The organism is Paenibacillus sp. FSL L8-0435 (assembly GCF_037965655.1).
In the GTDB taxonomy this organism is placed as follows: domain Bacteria; phylum Bacillota; class Bacilli; order Paenibacillales; family Paenibacillaceae; genus Paenibacillus.
Genome location: NZ_CP150185.1, coordinates 2,873,941 through 2,896,871 on the forward strand (window position 1 = coordinate 2,873,941; position 22,931 = coordinate 2,896,871).

The following is a 22,931-nucleotide window of genomic DNA, read 5'->3' on the forward strand; positions in this document are numbered from 1 at the left end:
TAAGGAGATGATATCGGTCCATGAAGGCAAAAGTCGAGAAAATATACCCATTATCCCCGATGCAAAAAGGAATGCTGTTTCATGCGCTCGAAAATCCGTCTGAAGATGCCTATTTTGAACAAACGGTACTGGATATACGCGGGGAGATTGATCCCGAAATTCTGGAGCAAAGCTTCAATCAGCTGCTTGAACGACATGAAATATTGAGAGCCTCGGTTCATACCAAATTGGAGGAACCCGTTCATGTTGTTCTTGCGAGGCGGACGATCGGGTTTACCTTTCATGATCTGAGGGGCAGGTCAGACGATGAAGTCGCTGCCTTAATGCAAGATTTTATGGAGAAAGATCGTGCAAAAGGGTTTAATTTGTCCAAGGATAACCTGCTTCGAATCGCTCTTGTTTGTAATGGTGAACAGCATTTCCAGATGATCTGGACGTTTCACCATATGATACTGGATGGCTGGAGCATGGGCATTCTCTTCAATGAATTGCTGGATATATATGCTGATAGATCCAATGGCCTACCGTCTAAAATGGCAGATACCCGTCCTTATAGCAATTACATGAAGTGGCTCCAGCAGCAGGAACAGGAATCGGGCCTTGGGTACTGGGAGCATTATCTGTCAGGATACAGTGAGAAGACCGGCTTGCCTTCGATAAACCGATCAACAAGTGAGATTTCGTTCTCCAGAAGAGAGAAGAAAATAGAGTTTTCTCAAGCTCTCACCACAAAAATGAAAGAGATGGCGCAGAAACATGCCGTGACACTCCACACCGTCATTCAAGCGATATGGGGGTTTCTGCTCGCCAAATATAATGATAACGAAGATGCTGTCTTTGGGACCGTTGTATCCGGGAGGGATGCAGCCGTTGATGGCATTGAAAATATGGTTGGTTTGTTTATCAATACCATTCCTACACGTGTTACCTTTTGTGGAGAGCAGCCATTTGTGGAGCTTATGAAAAAGATTCAGTCGGACGCATTGAACAGTCAGGCGTATCAATATTTAAGTCTGGCCGAGGTGCAGGCCCGCACTGAACTCAAACATGATCTGCTTGATCATGTCGTTGTGTTTGAGAATTATGCTCTGGATACGAGGAAGATGGCGGAGAGATCCAATCTGGGTTTTGAAATCAACGAGATCACTGGAGAAGAACGAACCAACTATCCGTTTACGATGGCTGCTGGACTTGGGGAGAAATTGACGCTGCTGCTCATTTATGATGAGCATGTCTATGAGTCGGCTCTGATGGATCAGATTGAGAAGCATATGAAAGCGATTGTCCATCAAATTACATCAGATGAGAGTATCCAGATCCAGGACATTACGCTGGTTGGAGACGCTGAATTTCCGATGCTTGAAATGGTTTCAAATGGGGCTGTGACGGATTATCCCAAATGGAAAACCATTCCTCAGCTTTTTGATGAACAAGTCCAGAAGACACCTCATGCCACCGCCCTTATTATGGATGACGTGCATATCACCTACCGTGAATTGCAGGAAAAAGCGGATCAAATGGCATCCCGGTTATACGAATTTGGGCTATCCAAGCAGGCAGTGGTAGGACTGCTGGCAGACCGCTCGATAGAGATGATTGCAAGCATACTCGGGATTCTGAAAGCAGGGGCGGCTTATCTTCCCATGGACCCGGGTTGGCCGGAAGAAAGAATAAGTCATATGCTTCAGGACAGCAGGGCTACGGTGCTCTTGACACAGCCCGAATGGATCAGCCAGGCACCGCTGAATTTTCCAATATTACCGCTGTATGTGGACTACATGGATCATATGCCTGCGGTCATGGAGATGGCGGCTGCCACACAGGTAATGGAAGTGAAACCTGACAAGGAGAGCCGCATGGATGATCTGGCCTACATGATCTACACGTCTGGCTCTACCGGATTGCCCAAAGGAGTGATGATCTCTCATGCAAACGTAATTCGGGTTGTATGTGAGACGGATTACATCGATATTTGCCCGGAAGACCGGATTTTGCAGCTTTCGAATTATGCGTTTGACGGATCTGTCTTTGATATTTTTGGCGCACTATTGAACGGAGCCAGTCTGGTTCTGCTCAAGCAGGATACGGTTCTGGACACCCAAGCGCTCGCCGAAGTTATCGTTCGTGAGAAAGTCACGGTTTCTTTCATGACGACCGCACTGTTTAATCTGCTTGTTGATCGTGAGCCGGAATGTCTCCGTGACTTCCGCAAAATATTGTTTGGGGGCGAGCGGGCATCCGTGGTCCAGGCCAGGAAAGGACTGGATATTCTCGGAGCGGATCGCCTGATTCACGTATACGGACCCACAGAAAGCACGGTTTTTGCTACAGCTTATCCCATCAGGTCCATCGAAGCAGCGGTTACCAATCTTCCCATCGGAAAACCAATTGCCAATACTTCGGTCTGGGTTATGGACCGGTACCAGAATCCCGTTCCAGCTGGTATTCCAGGAGAGTTATGTATCTCCGGAGATGGTTTGAGCTTGGGGTATTTGAATAACAAGGAACTAACCGATTCCCGATTCGTTCCACATCCCTTACTTGAGGGAACGCGGATGTATCGAACAGGTGATCGGGTACGCCGGCTCCCAAACGGAGATATTGAGTTTCTCGAACGCTTGGACCACCAGGTTAAATTGCGCGGTTACCGCATTGAGCTGGGAGAGATTGAGCATGTTCTGCTGGAGCATGAAGGGATTCGTGAAGGGGTCGTAGTGACGAGAAAAGATGCAGCCGATCAGGACATATTGATTGCATATCTAAAGGCTGATCCAGCGCTGACAATCACTGGAATTCGTACGTATGTATCGGAGCGCCTGCCGGACTACATGGTTCCTTCCTACTTTATCCTGCTCAATGAGCTTCCCTTAACAGGAAATGGGAAGGTTGATCGCAGGGCGCTGCCTGAACCGGCAGAATGCATAGAACATTTGAAGCATGACCAATATGAAGCACCAAGTACGGTGCTGGAGAATCGCATTTGCACCATATGGAAAGAAATTTTGGGAGTGCAGATTGCGGGGGTTCATGATCACTTCTTTGAGTCCGGCGGTCATTCACTCAAAGCGACAGCACTGGCATCACGAATTCACAAAGAGATTCAGGTGATGGTGCCGATCCGACAGCTTTTCCTTGCTCCAACCATCCGAGGTATTGCCAATTACATTGAATCTGCTGCCAAAGAGGACTATCTTTCCATCCAACCGGCCGAATCAAAGCCCTATTATGCACTTTCGTCTGCTCAACGCAGACTTCATATGCTGCATCAGATTTCGGATACCGGAACTTCATACAATATGCCTGCAGTGATGAGAGTATCTGGAAAACTGGACGTGGCGCGATTTGAAGAGGCATTCCGGCAATTGGTACAGAGACATGAGTCATTCAGGACGTCCTTTGTCATTGTGGATGGCGAACCCGTCCAACGGATTCATTCACATGTTCCGTTTGCTGTTGAACATATTGAAGCAGGAAGCCGATCATTGGAAGAAACGCTTTCGGATCGAATTCGTCCATTTGAGCTGGACAAGGCCCCATTAATGCGGATCGAACTTGTGAAAATCAGTGAACAGGAACATGTAGTCGTGATGGACATGCATCACATTATCGCAGATGGTGTGTCAACGGGGGTGCTTGTTCAGGAGTTCCATGAATTGTATGAGGGGAAATCTCTGGCTGAGCTGAAGTTACAGTACAAGGATTATTCGGAGTGGCAAAAGGATTGGTTTAACAGTGAAGGACTCAAGACACAGGAAACCTACTGGCTTAATCGATTCGAGGGAGAAATTCCGGTCCTTCAATTGCCGACAGACTGGCCAAGGCCGCAAGTATATTCTTTTAAAGGAAATCGGGTGCAATTTTCATGTGACGAACAGCTTACACGCGAACTGCATCAATTGGCCAGAGATCATGAAGCGACATTATATATGGTACTGCTGGCGGCTTATACAACTTTACTTTCCAGATATTCAGGACAAGATGACATTGTCGTGGGATCTCCGATTGCGGGGCGCAAACACGTAGATCTCCAACAGGTGATCGGTATGTTTGTTAATACACTTGCCATGCGGAATTATCCTGTAGCGGAACGGTCCTTTAATGATTTCCTTGGAGAAGTGAAGGAGAATGCATTACAGGCTTACGAAAATCAGGATTATCCCCTTGATGAGCTCATCAACAAACTTCATGTTTCAAGAGACAGAAGCAGAAACGCATTGGTGGATACGATGTTTGTGTTGCAAAATCTGGAGCTTGAGCGTGCATACGGACAACAATGGGGTGATTTACACGTTGAGCCTTATGAGACGGAGCTACCCATTGCCAAATTTGATCTGACTCTTGCTGCTGTTGAACAGAATGGCCAACTTGAGTTTGAACTGGAATATTGCAGTGATCTATTTTCCCTTCAAACGGTTGAAAACATGGGCAATCACTTTATTCAATTATTAAAAGGGATATTAAGCAATCCCCAAGGCAAGCTGGGTGAGTTTGAAGTCGTATCTGAGGAAGAGAAGCAGACGCTGCAGTATGTCTATAATGATAACACCTGCTCTTATCCGCTGCACCAGCGGGTATACGAGTGGATTGAGCAAAATGCTCTGCGGACACCTGATCAGGTTGCTGTTGTGCATAAAGGCAGAAGCATGAGCTATCATGAACTGAATGAAGCGGCGGATTTACTCGCAGCTCGTCTGCGTCAGCGTGGTGTAACCAGAGAAATGGTCGTTGGTATTATGATGGATCGGTCTGTAGAAATGATTGCGGGCATTCTCGGTATTATGAAATCAGGAGGGGCTTATTTACCACTGGACCCATCAACTCCGGTTGAGCGAATCCGGTATATGCTTCGGGACAGCGGAGCAAGGTTGATAGTGACCCAGAACCATTGGTCAGATCGGCTCAGGGCTGCTGATTCCGAATGTGTGACACTCATACTGGATGAGGCAGCATTGAAGGATTGGAATGCTGCGGCATCACTCCAAATTCCGTCTGTGGCTGATTCGGCAACGATGACAACAAACCCTGATGATTTGGCCTATATCATCTACACGTCAGGCTCTACAGGTATGCCAAAGGGGGTACAGGTTGAGCAATGTGCCTTGACCAACTTCTGTTGTGGATATATAGATGCTCTACAGTTAACAGAGAGAGACCGGGTGGCAAACTATCTCCAAATGACCTTTGACGCTTCGATTAGTGAAATTTTCCCTGCACTAATGTCAGGGGCTACACTTCATATCATTCCGACCGAGCTGAGATTGGATATATCGAGGCTAAATGAATACTTATCGGAGTATGGAATAACGGCTGCAACGTTCTCTTCCAAAGTATGTGAATCATTCGTTGAACTGCCAAATTCCTCTTTGCGTTTGCTAGTTTCGGGGGGAGAGCAGCTTAAACTTCATGCCCTTCCGAATTACAGGCTGATCAATGCATACGGGCCAACGGAAAATACGGTGGTTACCACTCTGCATGAAGTTGATTCCATAGACGGTGTCATTCCTATAGGGAAACCTTTCACGAATACAAGAATTTTTATTCTGAATGATCATCTTCAATTCTGTCCGACAGGTGTGACCGGGGAGATGTACATTACCGGTCAAAGTCTGGCACGGGGTTATTTGAATAATCCAGAACTGACAGCCGAGAAATTTGTAGACAACCCGCATGAGCCCGGCGGCAAAATGTACCGGACAGGTGATCTGGTACGCTGGCTGCCTGGTGGCAACCTGCAATTTATGGGGCGTACCGATCAACAGGTGAAAATCCGTGGATACCGGATTGAGCTTGGCGAGATCGAGCAACAACTGCTGAAACATCCGGCCATCCGGGAAACAGCGGTTCTGGCTCATCAGGACCCGCAGGGAAATGGGGCGCTGTGCGCCTATGTTGTAGCCGAAGGTGAAACAGTGTGGACAGCTGCTACTGTTCGGGACTGGCTGGAAGCGGAACTGCCGGATTATATGATCCCGGCCTATGTGGTGCAACTGGATCGGCTGCCGCTGACGTCCCATGGCAAGCTGGACCGCAAGGCGTTGCCAGAGCCGGACCACCATCTGCCTGCCGGGCCGGAGACGGAAGCACCGCGTAGCGAGGTGGAGCGCATACTGGTGGACGTTTGGCGTGATGTGCTGAACATGGAGGAGCTAGGCGTCAATCACCAGTTCTTTGTCTCTGGGGGAGACTCCATCAAGGCACTCCAGATCGGATCACGTCTGGCCCGAGCGGGACTGCGGATGGAGGTCCGGGATTTGTTTGCCTATCCAAAGATTCGGGATCTCTCCCCGTATGTGAAATGGGATCAACGTGAGCGCCAGAGCCAGGAGCCTGTGGAAGGAGATGTGCAGCTGACCCCGATTCAGCAGTGGTTTTTTACGAACAACACGACGGAACGAAATCACTTCACGCAGTCCTTCATGCTGCATCGGGCGACCGGGTTCAAGCCGGACGTGCTGGAACAGGTGCTGGATCGGTTGCTGGAGCATCATGATGCGCTGCGCATGAGATATGAGATACAACCAGATGGGAGTATCCGCCAATTCAACCGTCCGGTTCACACTGGAGAGCGGATGTATACCCTGCACCGATTTGATATACGGGACTGGAATGAACCAGAGCGTCAGGTCTATGAGGCGGCTACCCGGGTGCAGCAGGCATGTAACCTGGAAGAGGGCAAGCTGGTGCAGGTCGGGTGGTTTGAAGCCGAGGACGGAGACCATCTGCTGCTGGCGATTCATCACCTGGTCGTGGACGGGGTGTCCTGGCGAATCCTGCTGGAAGACCTGGAAGTGCTGTATCAGCAAGCGGAGCGGGGAGAAGAGCTGGATGTGGGCGAGAAGACTGACTCTTACCAACGTTTCGCAGAAGCCGTGCAGGAGTACGCGAACAGCCCACAGGCTGCGAAGGAGCGAGCCTACTGGAGCAGGCTTGCCGCGGAGGGAGCTGGACTGAACCTGGGAGAACGGGAGGAAGCGGCAGGGCCGGATCGATTTGCGGACAGCCAAACCCTGCAAAGCACTCTGAGTGCGGAAGTCACCCAGCAGTTGCTGCGTGGGAGCAACCGGGCTTACCAGACGGAGATCAATGATCTGCTGCTCAGTGCGCTGTACCTTGCGGTGCGGAAGCTGACAGGCGAGCTGAAGCTGAAAGTGAACCTGGAAGGCCATGGCCGGGAAGATGTGCTGGAGGGGATCGATGTCAGTCGCACCGTGGGCTGGTTTACGACGCTGTACCCGGTTCTGTTGGAGGGAGAAGCGGAGGACGAACTTTCGACCACCATCAAACGGGTGAAAGAGGGATTAAGGAAGGTACCGCATAAAGGCTTTAGCTATGGAGCGCTGAAATATGTGGCCCGGATGCCAGAGCTGCAGACGGAGCGTCCAGCATCCATTTCGTTTAACTATCTCGGTGAAATGGACGGAGGCATGATTGGGGAAGCCATGTTCCGGGAGTCCCGTTTCTCCACGGGACAAACGATTGGTGGCCATATCGCCCGAAATAACCCGATTGAACTGAACACCTTCGTATCTGGTGGGAAGTTACATCTCAACGTAACAGCAAACCAAACTGCAGTGGACATGCCGCTTGTAAGTCGATTTGCAGAGACGTTTTTGGAGCAATTAACGGAAATTGTGGACCATTGCTTGTGTCAGCGTGAAACGACATATACGCCTTCCGACTATGGTGATCCAAGTCTGGCACTTGAGGAGCTGGATCTTATCAAATCTGCCTGTCCGGGCGTGATCATTGAAAGGATTTATCCGTTAACCAATATGCAGCAAGGCATGCTCTTTCACGCAATGGAAGATGAGACATCAACTGCGTATTTTCAGCAAACGGTCATGGAGATTCGCGGGGAAGTGAACCCGGATTACTTGCAATCCAGTTTCAATGAGCTCATGAACAGACATGAAGCATTGAGAGCTTCATTTATGCATCATGATTTGGAAGAACCGAGACAGGTCATTATGCAAAACCTCACCATTGAATTTGAATTTCAAGACTGGACAGCTTTGGAAGCACATCATTCAGCAGCTCAGTTGGAAACTTTTACTCAGCAGGATAAGGCTCGCAGTTTCCGTTTGGATACACAGCCACTTATGCGTGCAGCTCTTTTTCGCACCACAGATCAATCCTTCACCCTTGTATGGAGCCATCATCATATTTTGCTGGATGGATGGTGTCTGGGAATTATATTATCGGAGCTGTTCCAGATCTATAAGGCCAAACTTGAGAATAAGGCGCATAACCTGAAGGACCCGAAACGATATCATCATTACATTCAATGGCTCATTCGTCAGGACAAGGATGAGGCCCAAGCGTATTGGAGACATTATTTAGAAAATTATGACACACAGTCGAGTGTTCCAGGTTTGCTTCTTACAGAGCATGATGTTCCATATTTGCGAAAAGAACAGACGATATCTTTGGGTCAGGAGGTAACCCGCCAATTAAATGAAATAGGTGTTCGTTATGGTGTGACGTTGAATACCGTCATTCAATGTATCTGGGGTCTGGTGCTGGCCAGATACAATGATACGGAGGACGTCATATTTGGAACCGTAGTCTCTGGCAGAGAAGCGCCAGTTGAAGGCATAGAAGAGATGATAGGGTTGTTCATTAATACGATTCCTGTTCGGATTGGTTATCCGCATCAAAAGCATTTTGGCGATGTACTTCAGGCCGTTCAGAAACAAGCCGTTGAAAGTCAGCGATTCAATTATTTGAATCTGGCTGAGGTTCAGGCATTGAGTGATCTCAACAAGGAATTAATGGATCACGTCTTTGTATTTGAGAACTATGCCCTGGATCATGGAGCTGTTCAACAATCCAGCACGGGGGTTGGTTTTGAAATTACCGGACTCTATGCGGAGGAACAGAGCAACTACGGATTCCTGATTTCAGCAACACCTGGTGACAGCCTGACCCTTGTGATTACGTATGATGGGAATAAGTATGATTCATCCATTATCGAGCATATGGATCAACATTTTAGGAGTGTGGCGGAACAAGTTACTTCAGCTGATCATCAGCAGCTTGCTGACATTCAACTTGTAGGTGGTGCAGAGCGTGAGGTGCTCCTGAATTCTTTCAATAACTCTGATGCGGATTACCCGCGAAATATGACCATTCATGAGCTGTTCCAGCAGCAAGTTCGACGTACGCCTGATCGAATTGCTGTCCGGGATGAGCATCGTCATATGACGTATATGGAGCTGAATGAGCGTTCCAATCAACTGGCCCGTATGTTGTTATCTCTTACAGGAGGAACAGAGCAATTCATTGGAATTATGGCGGATCGGTCAGTCGATATGATCGTTGGCATCATGGCAGTGTTAAAAGCGGGAGCTGCATATATACCTGTTGATCCCACCTATCCGGATGACCGTATTAGCTATATGCTGGAGGATTCGGGCATCCACCTGCTGATGGTCTCTGAAAAAGGAATGGATCGCGGACTTCACCGGGGTTTATGCGTTGTCTTGGAGGAAGAGAACTCGTATCACCTGGATGCAGGAAATCTGGAGACATCCGTTCAATCCCATGACCTCGCCTATGTCATTTATACCTCAGGTACAACCGGGAATCCGAAGGGAACATTGATTGAACATAAAAATGTCGTGCGTTTGTTGATCAATGACCGTAATCGTTTTGATTTCAGCGAGAACGATGTATGGACGATGTTCCATTCCTTCTGTTTTGATTTCTCGGTGTGGGAGATGTATGGAGCGCTGTTGTACGGGGGCACATTACTTATCGTTCCACATCTGGTCGCCCAACAGCCTGGAGAATTCCTGCAATGGTTAATCCGTGAAAAGGTAACTATTCTGAATCAGACGCCATCTTACTTCTACCGATTGATGCATGAGGAGGCAAAACGTCCGAGGAAGGAATTGAGTTTGCGAAAAGTCATTTTTGGTGGAGAAGCGTTAAGTCCGTCATTATTGGCAAAATGGTACAAGCGTTATCCGTCTACAAAGTTAATTAATATGTACGGCATTACAGAGACTACGGTTCATGTTACCTACAAGGAGATTACGTTGTCTGATATAGAAATGGGCAGAAGTAATATAGGTCAGCCCATCCCTACACTCAGGGCATATGTTCTGAACCAGTATCGTCAATTGCAGCCTGTAGGATGTGCAGGTGAGCTATATGTTGCAGGAGAAGGGCTTGCCAGAGGATACCTCAATCGATCCAGTCTTACGGAAGAACGATTTGTCGAAGATCCGTTCTATCCTGGTGAGAAAATGTATCGTTCAGGCGATTTGGCCAGATGGCGTGCAGATGGCAACATGGAGTACTTAGGCCGGATGGATCATCAGGTCAAAATTCGGGGATATCGAATTGAATTGGGTGAAATCGAACATCAATTGCTTCAGCTTTATATCGTAAAGGATGCATTCGTTGTAGCCAGGGCGGATGAAGAGCATACACAATTTATATGTGCATATATCACCCTGAATGAGGCAGCAGATGATGCGGTTACGCAACAGATCAGACAACAGTTGTCTCTTCAATTGCCGGATTATATGATGCCAGCCTACATTGTAAAGATGGATCAATTGCCACTGACCTCCAACGGGAAAGTGGATCGTAGAGCGCTGCCAGCCCCGGAAGCGGGCATGTCTGCACTTGGGGGTTATGAAGCTCCGGGAAGCAGGGTGGAAGCGGAATTACTTGCACTCTGGCATCAGCTTCTAAATAATGACCGTATTGGCGTAAACCACAATTTCTTTGAAGTTGGAGGACACTCGCTGAAGGCTTCGGCTCTCGTATCTCGCGTCCACAAGGCATTCGGTGTGGCCATACCATTGAGACAAGTATTTGCAACGCCTACGGTCAGAGCCTTGTCCAAGTGGATTGATTCTGCTCGTTCCAGCAAATATGTGACCATAACCAAAGCGGAAACCAAGGAGTACTACCCGCTCTCGTCAGCACAAAAAAGACTTTTTATTATGCATCAACTGGAAGATTCGGGCCTGGCCTACAATATGCCTTATGCTATGAAAATAACTGGCAATCTGGATGTATGCCAATTGGAAGGAGCCTTTCAGGATCTGATCAAGCGTCATGAATCATTCAGGACTTCCTTCCATATGGTTGAGGGACAGCCTGTTCAACGAATTGATCAACAGGTGGAATTCAGGATCACATCCCTCGAGCTGGGTGAACAGACTTTAGAAGCGTGGCAGGCGAGATTTGTTCGTCCATTCAATCTGACTCAGGCTCCGTTGCTGCGGGTGGAACTTGTGCAGATGGGACCTGCGGAATACAGTCTGATTATGGATATGCATCATATTATTGCGGACGGTGTATCCATGGGCGTCTTGACCAGGGAGCTAAGCGCCCTGTATGAAGGACAAACGCTTGAACCACTCCAATTGCAATACAAAGATTATGCCGAGTGGCAGGCACTATCCAGGACAACGGAAGTGATTCAGGCACAGAAGGACTACTGGATAAGGGTCTATCAAGAAGAAGTCCCGCTACTGGATATGCCAATCGATTATGCAAGACCACAACACCGTAATTATGAAGGTGAACTGTTCCCATTCGAGTTATCTGAGGGTGTGTCGCAACGGTTGTCTCAATTGGCTCATCGAGAGAGCGTAACCTTATTTATGCTTCTCCTTGCTGGCTATACAGCACTGTTACATCGATACACCGGGCAAGAAGATATCATCGTGGGGACACCGGTAGCAGGTAATTCACAGCCGGAGCTGCAAGATGTAATCGGTTTGTTCATTAATACACTGGCACTTCGGAATCGTCCGGTAGGCACGTTTACGTTCAAGGAGTATCTGAACAAGATCAAGGAGAATACACTTCAAGCCTATGAAAACCAGGATTATGCATTTGATGAACTGGTTGAACAGCTTGCCTTGACAAGAGATATGAGCAGAAGTGCCTTGTTCGATACGATGCTGGTATTCCAGAATTATGACAGTGAGGAGCTTGCAATCGAGGGTGTGCAATTCAGTTCACTTCCTCCAAGTAACATCCGATCCAAATTTGATCTCACCTTAACCGCAATGGAAGCTGAGGGCCGGATCAAATGTGTGTTTACGTACTCTACGGAGTTGTTTAAGCCTGAAACAATAGAGCGTATGGCAGGCCACTTGACTGAATTGCTGGATAATATCAGTAATGATGCCACGTTACGGTTGCAGGATATTCAATTCATCCCATCAGAAGAGACAAAGTCCATTATGCAGCTATCCTGTGGTCAGCCTGTGCAATACAGAACAGATGCAGCCCTGATCGAACTATTCGAGGAGCAAGTAAGGAAGTCATCCGGGCAACGGGCAGTGGTGTCAGGGGAAAACGAATTATCTTACGAAGAGTTGAATCGCAGAGCTAATCAACTGGCTCGCTCGCTGAGATCAAGAGGGGCTGCACCGAATTCGGTTATCGCAGTAAGCATGAATCCATCTGTGGACTTGATTATAAGCATGCTGGCCGTTCTTAAAACGGGAGCCATCTATTTACCGATTGATCCTGAGCAGACTGTGAACAGGACCAATGTTATTTTGAATGATAGCCAGGCTATCCTTGTGTTGACGGATCATCCGTTGTCCAAGGAGTTATCTTTCAGTGGGGATGTGTGTCAGGTTAACGACAGCAGTATCGAAAGCTTTGACTACACGGATCTATCTCTGCCGATTTCGCCTGAACAGCAGGTCTATATGATCTATACTTCAGGCTCGACAGGTACTCCGAAAGGGGTAATGGTTCGCAACCGAAATATTGTTAATTACACACAATGGTTCATCCGCGAAGCGGGAGTTTCTGCGGCAGATCGAACGATGCTGATGTCTTCCAGTGCTTTTGATCTGGGATACACAGGTGTATTTTCATCCTTGTTGCAAGGCGGTGAGCTTCACGTTCCAAGAAAGGAAGACTACACCAATCCGGCTAGAATATTACAAATAATGGCTCAACAGCGTATCACATTCATCAAACTGACCCCTTCATTATTCAATCTGCTGCTCCATGATGCTGCATTTGCAGAATGGCAGCCTGTGCTGAGGCTGGTTGTGCTTGGTGGGGAGAAGACAAATACAACGGATGTGGAAAAGTACCTTCAAGAGTTTCCAAACAGCCGGATCATGAATCATTATGGTCCAACTGAAACGACGATTGGTGTAGTTTTTCATAACATATCGTCTGTGAATGTTCGTTCCTTTATAGATCATCCGGTTATTGGCAGACCGATTGATAACACTGTGGTATACGTGCTAGATAAGCATAACCATCTGGTGCCCCGGGGTGTATTCGGTGAAATTTGTGTTTCGGGTGAAGCAGTGTCTAGCGGGTATTTCAATCAGGTTGAAATGACCCGGGAGAAGTTTGTTGAAGATCCATTCCAGCCGGGGCAGATCATGTACAAAACAGGAGATCTTGCCCGTTGGACACATGATGATGAGCTGGAACTGGCAGGTCGGAAGGATAATCAGGTGAAAGTGCGTGGTTATCGGATTGAGCTGGATGAAATCAAAAAACAAATGCTGCTTCTGGAAGATGTACGGGAGGCCGTTATCGTACCTGGAGCAAACCAGGAACAGACTACAGTGCTCTGTGCCTATTTCACCGCAAACAGATCCATACCATTGGACGAAATTCGCGTTCATCTAGGTGTCGAATTGCCTGAATATATGATTCCTACGCATTTTATGCAATTGGATACCCTGCCGCTGACCGGCAATGGGAAATTGGATATACGTGCACTTCCCGAACCGGATGCAAGCATGGGTGGAGAGATGGTCTATGAGGCCCCAAGAAACGAGGCGGAGAGCCTGCTCGTTTCCATCTGGGAAGAGGTGCTTGGCTTCAAGCCAATCGGCATTAACCATCACTTCTTTGCTTCCGGTGGTGATTCCATCAAAGCATTGCAAATTATATCCAGACTGTCCAGAGCTGGCAAAAAGCTGACCATGAAAGAGCTATTTGCTAATCCACAGATCAAGTTGCTGGGGCGTTATGTTAGAGAAGATTCCCATGTAGACCGGATGAAGCAGCGTGTGACGGGTCCGGTTGATCTTACACCCATCCAGAAGTCTTATTTCTTGCAGCATCAACGTACAGGAATGAACCACTTTAATCAGTCCTTGATGTTGTACCGCGAGGAGGGATTCAATCCAGAGATAGTCCGGCAGATCATGGAAGAGTTAATGATGCATCACGATGTCTTGCGGATGTCCTATCGTGAGGAACAAGGTAAGGTGGTGCAGACCCATCTCGATTATGAAGCAGGTCTTTTCCAGTTGGACGTACAGGACATGAACGGTCTTGATGAGCAGGAACTGTACACCAGGGTGCAGCAGGCAGCCTCCAACATACAGGAATCCATCGAAATTTTCGAGGGACCTCTGGTGCGAGCCGTCATTTTCAGGACCGATCAGGGAGATCATCTGGTCATTGTAATCCATCATATGCTGATTGATGGGGTATCTTGGAAAATTCTATTGGAAGACTTGGCCATAGGATACCAGCAGCTTCTGGAAGGACAAGATCTTTCTTTTTATCCGGTTACAGATTCGTACCCCTACTATGCAGCTTTCCTGAGCGACTATGCGAAGGGAGGTCGTCTCGCCAAGGAGCGTGCGTATTGGATCAAGACGGATCAAGAAGAAGCCGGCTTTCTTCCTCGGAATGAAGTTCATCTGAGCGAATATCGATACGGAGACAATCGAATGAGCAGCGTATCGCTGGACCGAGAGATGACAACTCAACTTTTGAGAGAGACAAACCAGGCCTACTATACTGAAATTAATGACATTCTGCTGGCTGCTCTAGCTCTCTCCATCAAGGAATGTGCAGGAGCGAGCAAAGTTAAGGTAACGATGGAAGGTCACGGTCGTGAGCTTATGGGAGACGAATTGGATATCAGTCGTACGGTTGGCTGGTTTACAAGCAAATATCCAGTATGTATCGATCTCGGGAATGAGGAAGGGATTGGTACAACGATCAAGGAGGTAAAAGAGCAGCTAAGAAGGGTTCCAGCGAAAGGAATTGGTTACGGAATATTGAAATATATGACTACTGAATTGCCAAAGTTGAAAGAGCAGACACCACTCCTGTTGTTTAATTATTTGGGACAAATGGATCAGGATATCAACAGTGGTCTGTTTCGTTCGTCCTGGTTGCCAGCGGGCAATTCGGTTGGTGATGATGTCATTCGTGCCAATCCAATGGAAGTTATTGCCTATGTGGCTGAAGGTCAATTGATGATTAACATCACCTATAACCACAAGTTGTTTGATAACTCCATCGTAGAGAACTTTGCGACATCCTACCAAAAAATGCTCCAGTTGATCATTGAACATTGTGTGCAGCAACAGCAGGCCGAAAAAACGCCATCCGATTATGGAGATCCATATGTAACACTGCAAAATTTGAAAGTGATTACGCAAAAGTTCGGCCCAGATCGAATTGAAAAAATATATCCTTTGGCCAACATGCAGCGAGGTATGCTGTACCATGCACTTGAGAATCGCGGAGACAGGGTTTATTTTGAGCAGTTGATCATGAACATCAGAGGAAATCTTGACATTGACCGGCTTCAGGAGAGTCTGAACCTGTTGATGCAACGTCACGAAATGCTTCGTGCGTCCATTGAGTACCAAGTTACAGAAGAGCCGCGGAATATTATTTGTCAAAACCGAGAAGTTGCTTTTGTATACCGGGATCTTCGAGGTTTGCCAGAACAGGACAGAGGCGCTCGTGTATTGTCAATTGCTAGGGAGGACAAAAGAAAAGGCTTTGATCTTGGAAAAGATACACTGGTTCGATTTGAATTGTTGCAGACCAATGAGGAGCAATACTCGTTAATCTGGAGTAACCATCATATCTTGCTTGATGGCTGGGCAAGAGGCATCATTCTTGCAGAGCTGGTCCATCTCTATGAATGCAAACGTACTGGGAAAAACATTCAGCTCCACGAGCCTGTACCTTACAGTGAATATGTGGAATGGTTGCAGGCGTTGAACAAGGATGAAGCCATCTCGTACTGGAAGAATGTTCTGGGCGGATATGAGAACAAGGTTCAGTTGCCAGCAGGAATTTCTCGTTCATTGAACGATGGGGTCACTCCACAGGAGCATCAATTCCGCATTTCCAGACAGCTCACGAAGCAAATGAATGACCTTGCCAACCGGAACCATGTCACATTTTATACGGTTATGCAGTGTGTCTGGGGAATCATGCTTGCCAAGTACAACGATACTTCGGATGTCGTATTTGGAACGGTGGTATCCGGGAGAGAAGCGCAGGTAAGAGGGATCGAAAACATGGTTGGTTTATTTATCAACACCATTCCTGCACGGATTCAATGGGATGAGGGACATACCTTCAAACAACTGGTTGGAGATATGCAGGCCTTATCGATTGAAGGGAGTCAGCATCACCATCTGGGTCTGGCTGAAATTGCGTCTTTGAGCAGTCTAAAAAGAGATTTGATCGATCATATTATGGTTTTTGAAAATTACTCGGTGGATTCAAGTCTCGTTGAACAAGGCTCGAATGATATTGGGTTTGTCATTGAGGACGTCCATAGTCAGGAACAGACGAATTATGGATTCAATCTCATTGCAATACCTGGTGAAGAGCTTGTAATCAAGTTTGCTTATGATTCGGGCAAATATGATGAAGCCCTGATGAAAGTCATGGAAGACCATATGCTTACGCTGTTGAATCAAATCGTGACAGATGAAAACTTGCGGGTTGATGAGATTCAAATCATGACCAAACAAGAGCAAATCATCCTGTTGGATCAGTACAACGATACCGCATCAGCCTATCCAAAGGGCAAAATGATGCATCAGTTGGTCAGTGAACAAGTCCTCAAAACCCCTGAACATGTCGCCGTAGCGTTGGGCTCAGATGTGCTGACCTACAGACAGCTTGAAATAAAATCGAATCAGTTGGCAAGACATTTAAAGGCTATCCATGTTGGTCCAGGTTCCATGGTTGGTATTATGGTTGAACGCTCACCCGAGATGATTGTTGGCATTCTGGCTATTATGAAGGCGGGCGGAGCGTATGTGCCCATTGACCCGGAATATCCCGCAGAACGAATTACATTTATTCTGGAGGATAGCGGTTCACCGATCATATTGGAAATGGGAGAAGGCCATACCGGGTCGGGCAGAACATCCGTAGCGATTGATGCGGATTATAGCCATTATTCAGCAGAACCATTGGAGCAGCATGCTGGACCAGAGGATGTAGCGTATATGATCTATACCTCAGGATCGACCGGGAAACCAAAAGGCACAATGATTCCGCACAGCGGTCTGATCAACTATATTTTCTGGGCGAAGGACGTTTATTTGCAGAATCGGGAGCTTGATTTTGCCCTGTACTCCTCGTTTGCGTTTGATTTGACGATCACTTCGATCTTTACACCGTTGGTTACTGGAAATAAAATAGTGGTATATCCAACCAGCGGAGATGAACCGGTGATCCTGAATGTATTCAGGGATCGGCAAGCAGGCGTGGTTAAATTGACACCATCACATCTGAATCTGATTAAGGATATGGACAACACTCGATCTAGTATCAAGTGCCTGATTGTAGGCGGTGAGGACCTGAAATCGGAATTGGCTCGGGAAGTATATGAGAGTTTTGGAGGCAAGGTTCAGATCTTTAATGAATACGGGCCAACGGAAACGGTTGTAGGCTGCATGATCCATCCGTACAATCCCGAGACGGACACGAGAATCTCAGTACCTATTGGGAAACCTGCTGCAAATGTGCAGTTATATGTGCTGAATAAACATCAGCAACTGCTTCCGGCTGGTTCGCCAGGGGAACTATACATTGGAGGTGACGGAGTATCCCGAGGATACTTCGGACGTCCGGAACTAACGATGCAGAAGTTTGTACCCAATCCGTTCAAAGAAGGGACTACCCTATACCGGACAGGTGATCTGGTGCAATGGTTGCCAAATGGAGACATGGAGTTCCTCGGTCGAATTGATCATCAGGTGAAAATTAGAGGCTACCGTATTGAGCCGGGAGAAATTGAGTATCGTTTGCTGCAACAACCGGAAGTTAAGGATGCAATTGTGACCTCGCGGCAAGATGATGCTCAGCAAAGCTATCTCTGTGCGTACATCGTACCTGTGGACCTGAGTAAAAAGATGGACATCGTTCAACTGAAACAGGGATTGCTTGACGAGCTTCCTGCATATATGATACCTGCATTCTTTGTTGTGATGGATCAGCTTCCATTGACGGTGAACGGAAAAGTGGACTTGAAGGCATTGCCTGAGCCCGAGGGCAGTGTGACAGCTCTGCAATCCTACACACCACCGGAAACGGAACTGGAACGACACATGACAGATATTTGGGAGGACGTTCTTCCAGTGAAGCCGATTAGCATACATGCAAATCTGTTTGAGCTGGGTGCGAATTCGTTAAATGTGATGTCTTTTGTATCCCGATTGTACAGTCTGTTGAATTTTAGAATCCCGTTTAAGGATATTTTTGAAAAACCGACCATTGCTGATCTGGCGGCCTTTGTTGAGAAAGCCAAAGATCTGCTGGAGGACTACACCGAAGATTGCATGCAGCTAACCCGGACAAGTGAGGAAAATCGGATCGTTTTCTGTTTTCCTCCCGCTGCTTCCATGGGGATTGCCTACATGACACTTGCTCAGCATCTGGACTCGTTCGGAGTTTACAGCTTTAATTTCATCACTTCAGAAGATCGGATTGCTCGTTACGCTCAAATGATGATTGATATTCAAAAGGAGGGCCCATTCACGCTGATGGGTTACTCCTCGGGTGGAGTGCTGGCCTTCGATGTAGCCAAAGAGCTTAACCGCAGAGGATATGAAGTGCGTGACCTGATTATACTGGACTCAAAATACCGAACAGAAGTGGAAGAGCATCGTCTGACTGAAGAAGAGATTAGGCAGGAGATTCAGCAAAAGTTCAACATGAGTCAATATCAGGACCTTGAGAAATTGGCGAATGACTATTTGCTGGAGCTGATTACGAAGTCTTACCTGTATGTTCATGAAGCCATAACCTTTGGTACGATTGATGGTAACATCAGTTATGTGACTTCAGGACTTTTGGATGCCAATGCTTCGATTGCATTGTGGGCCCAATCCACCACAGGACAATTCAGACAAGTGAAAGGTTACGGCAAACATATGGAGATGATTGACAAAAATTATCCGGAGATTGTGAAACAGAATGCAACGCTCATCAACGAACTCTTGCTGACAAGCACTAAATAATATTTCAAGGTTGGCGTTTCGTGAGTCAGAAACGCCAACCTTTTTTTTAGAAAGAAGGTTGAAATCATGCAAAATATTCGTGTACTCATTGCTGATGACGATAAGGAGATTCGAGACCTGATCCGAAAATACCTGGAGCGGGAGATGTATACCGTAGATACTGCCGCAGATGGTGAACAAGCGCTGCAGCTGTTTCAACAGCACAAATATAATATGGTCATTCTTGACCTGATGATGCCTCAGATGGACGGTACGGAGGCTTGTCGAAGAATTCGCAGTATCAGTAATGTACCCATCATGATGGTGACAGCCAAAGACCACGAAACAGATAAAATTATAGGTCTTGGCATCGGTGCAGATGATTACATTACCAAACCATTTAGCATTCATGAACTGGTTGCTAGAATTAAGGCACTCATGCGTAGATTTATGGTTCTTGGGACGGAGGTTCCTGACCATAGTGAGGTCATTCGCTTCAAAGGATTGATGATGAATTTGAAAACATACACAGTTGATGTCCAGGGAAAAGAGACCGATCTGACTGGCAAAGAAACGGAATTGCTCAAATTTATGATGTCCAATCCTGGCCAGGTGTTCACCAAAGCCCAATTATTCAGGAATGTATGGGATAATGGGTATTTGGATGATGACAATACCGTCATGGTACATATCCGAAAGCTACGAATGAAGATTGAATCCGATCCTTCGAATCCACAGTTTATAAAAACCGTTTGGGGTATCGGTTATAAATTTGTAGGTGAACGGGATGAATAGAGATGCCATCTTGATTTTATCCGGTCTACAGTTGATCATCGGAGCTGGGGCTCTTGCTCTGGAATACTACACGAGCTTGACGCATGGTTCACGAATGTGGTTGTTTGCAGCGTTTGTTTTCACCAGCATCTGGGTACTCGTTAATCAATATCAGATTCGAAGCAAGCAGCAATCGATTGCTTCTGAACTGCATCGGGCGGTCAATGGAGAAGGAAAAAGAAGAATATTAAGCAAAGGGAATGTACTGCTGGATGAGATCGTTTTTGCAGCAAATGACCTGATGGAGCAGCTTGAAGGCGTAAAGATCGAGGCCCAGCGCTCTCAGGCAGTAAGAAAGAGTCTGCTTTCCAGCATTTCTCATGATATTCGCACACCTCTGACTTCGATGATTGGTTATGTGGATGCGCTCAAGGATGACATTGCTTCTACAGAAGAAGAGAGAAGAGACTATATGGATATTTTGTCGCGAAAATCGAAGGACTTGAAAAAAATGATAGATGAGATGTTCACCATGGCCAAACTGGATGCAGACGAGATGCCCATGCAGGCTGAGCCGTTGGATCTGGCCGAATTGACCAGGGAGATTTTGATTGAATTTATACCCAGTCTCAAAAAAGCAGAAATGGATCTAAAGATTCAGATCCCGGATTATCCTTGTTTCGTTATGGCAGACAGGTTGAGTATCAATCGCCTCATCAGTAATCTGATTCAAAATTCTATCCAGTATGGACATGAAGGGGGCGTTCTGGGAATTGAGATAACATGTTATCATCTTAATTTCCAATTAACCGTATGGGATCAGGGACCAGGGATATCAGAGAAAGAGCTAAATCTAGTGTTTGAACGTATGTATCGCAGTGACCACTCACGTAGCCCTGTCTTTGGGGCAAGCGGGCTTGGGCTTTCCATTGCCCGGACATTGGCTGAGAAAAATGAGGGGTATTTGAAGGCAGAGAGCAAACCTGGCGTGAAAACATCCTTTATATTCACAATCCCCAAGTATAAGCGGCTGTCAAAGTCACAGCACAATTAAGAGATAGTTAAGATTTGGATAAGCGCTATTTAAAATCTGAAACCTAGAATGAAATTATCAGTTCTTGGAAGGAAGGTGCGCTAGACGTGAGTGTAATTATCAAAACAACAAATCTTACCAAACAATACGGGACTCAAAAATCAGTTAATTCACTGAACATGACCGTTCAACAAGGTGGGATATACGGCTTTCTTGGACGCAACGGGGCAGGGAAAACGACGACAATCCGTATGCTGCTCGGTCTAATCAAACCAACGCATGGTGAGATTGAGATATTTGGAGAGAACCTATTTACCAATCAAAAAGAAATATTAAGAAGGACCGGTTCGATTGTAGAGGTACCCGGGTTTTATGAGAATCTGACTGCCCGCGAAAATTTATCCATCAACGCTCGAATTATGGGGATATACAAAAAGAATGCCATTGAGGACTCGCTCGAAATCGTAGGTCTGCAAAATGAAACCAAAAAATTGGTTGGCAAATATTCTTTGGGAATGAAACAAAGGTTAGGCATTGCCCGAGCCCTGTTGCACTATCCAGAATTGCTGATTCTTGATGAACCTACCAATGGACTTGATCCGATTGGGATCAAAGAAATTCGCAGGCTGATTAAAAATTTGGCCACCGAGAGAAATATTACCATCTTGATCTCAAGCCATATTTTATCGGAAATTGAACAACTGGTTGATTACATGGGCATTATTCATGAAGGGAACCTGCTGGAGGAAATTTCATTTGAGCAGCTTCGGAAAAGGAACCGTAAATACACCGAATTTCAAGTTTCAGATGATAATAAGGCTGCGGTCATTCTCGACGGTTTGGATCAGGCTGAATATGAAATTCATGATGAACGCAATATCAGGGTGTATTCCCATTTGGGACAACAAGGTAAGTTAAACAGAATCTTTATGGAGAATGACATCAATGTAACCAAAATTATGGTGAGTGAGGATCGTTTGGAAGATTATTTCACCAAGCTGGTTGGAGGTGGAACCATTGGTTAATTTGCTTTACACTGAACTTCTCAAGCTGAAACGCTCCAAAATGTTTCTGCTTAGTATCATCGGAGCGGCCGTTGCCCCTTTGATGGTAGCTGCTGCCATGTTTGTGCAAATGAAAACAAAGGAGCCTTATCTTGTCGCACAATTCAGTGTGCTTATGTCCAACACAAGCATATATGCTGTACTGGTCATTGGAGTTCCGTTGTATGGTGTCATTACCGCTTATCTGTATAACAGGGAATATGCGGAGGATACAATGAAGAATCTGCTGACCATTCCAGTTTCCAGAGTCGCTCTGCTAATGTCCAAATGGATTATGTTGCTGGGATGGATTATGTTGCTTACATTATCAGCGTGGGCGCTGGCGATCATTTTTGGTTCACTGGGTCAATTTGCAGGTCTTACTCCACAGTTTGTGCTTAACTCGCTCAGCAATTATGTAGTGGCAGGACTGCTGTTGTTTCTGTTGTCGACCCCGATCATTCTGATTACGCTCGTATTAAAAAGTTTTGTGCCAGCGATTATCGTAACCATTATTATTACACTGGTGAATGTGATGCTGGCTACAAGTGAACATCGCGGACTATTTCCATGGACCGCAGCACTGGATATTGCGAATGGAACACTGGAGGCCAAATATCCTCCAGAGTATTCATATATTTCGATCGCTGCGACGTTCATCATCTGTCTTGGACTGGCCATTGGTTATTTTAAGAAAATAGATATTCATTAGATCTTGTCTTCAAACTCATCCAAACCTTCTCCGAAACATGCAAAATCCTAATCAATTCGGTCGCATATGACTGCGAAAAACATAATGGAGAAGCCCTGATCAGTATGGATCAGGGCTTTTTTTTCAATGATCAGGTT

General features: G+C 46.5%; 5 protein-coding genes. All 5 read left to right on the top strand.

The features are described 5' to 3' along the window. Positions 1–20 precede the first annotated feature (20 nt). Entirely contained in the window at positions 21–19,253 is a 19,233-nt protein-coding gene (locus NST33_RS12770; protein WP_339308090.1) for a non-ribosomal peptide synthase/polyketide synthase, read from the top strand. 66 nt (positions 19,254–19,319) lie between these two features. Next, positions 19,320–20,027 (top strand): response regulator transcription factor, encoded by a 708-nt coding sequence (locus NST33_RS12775; RefSeq protein WP_221819610.1) that lies wholly within the window; start codon positions 19,320–19,322, stop codon positions 20,025–20,027. After that, positions 20,020–21,060: a HAMP domain-containing sensor histidine kinase gene (locus NST33_RS12780; protein WP_260632643.1), complete on the top strand. Its 1,041-nt coding sequence runs from the start codon at positions 20,020–20,022 to the stop codon at positions 21,058–21,060. Before NST33_RS12775 ends, NST33_RS12780 begins: the two co-directional genes overlap by 8 nt. Positions 21,061–21,146: 86 nt before the next feature. Continuing rightward, complete coding sequence (locus NST33_RS12785; RefSeq protein WP_076214666.1) at positions 21,147–22,064, top strand: ABC transporter ATP-binding protein; 918 nt, start codon at positions 21,147–21,149, stop codon at positions 22,062–22,064. Beyond that, positions 22,057–22,794 carry an ABC transporter permease gene (locus NST33_RS12790; protein WP_076214667.1) on the top strand — a complete coding sequence of 246 codons (738 nt, stop codon included), beginning with the start codon at positions 22,057–22,059 and terminating at the stop codon, positions 22,792–22,794. Before NST33_RS12785 ends, NST33_RS12790 begins: the two co-directional genes overlap by 8 nt. Positions 22,795–22,931 lie beyond the last annotated feature (137 nt).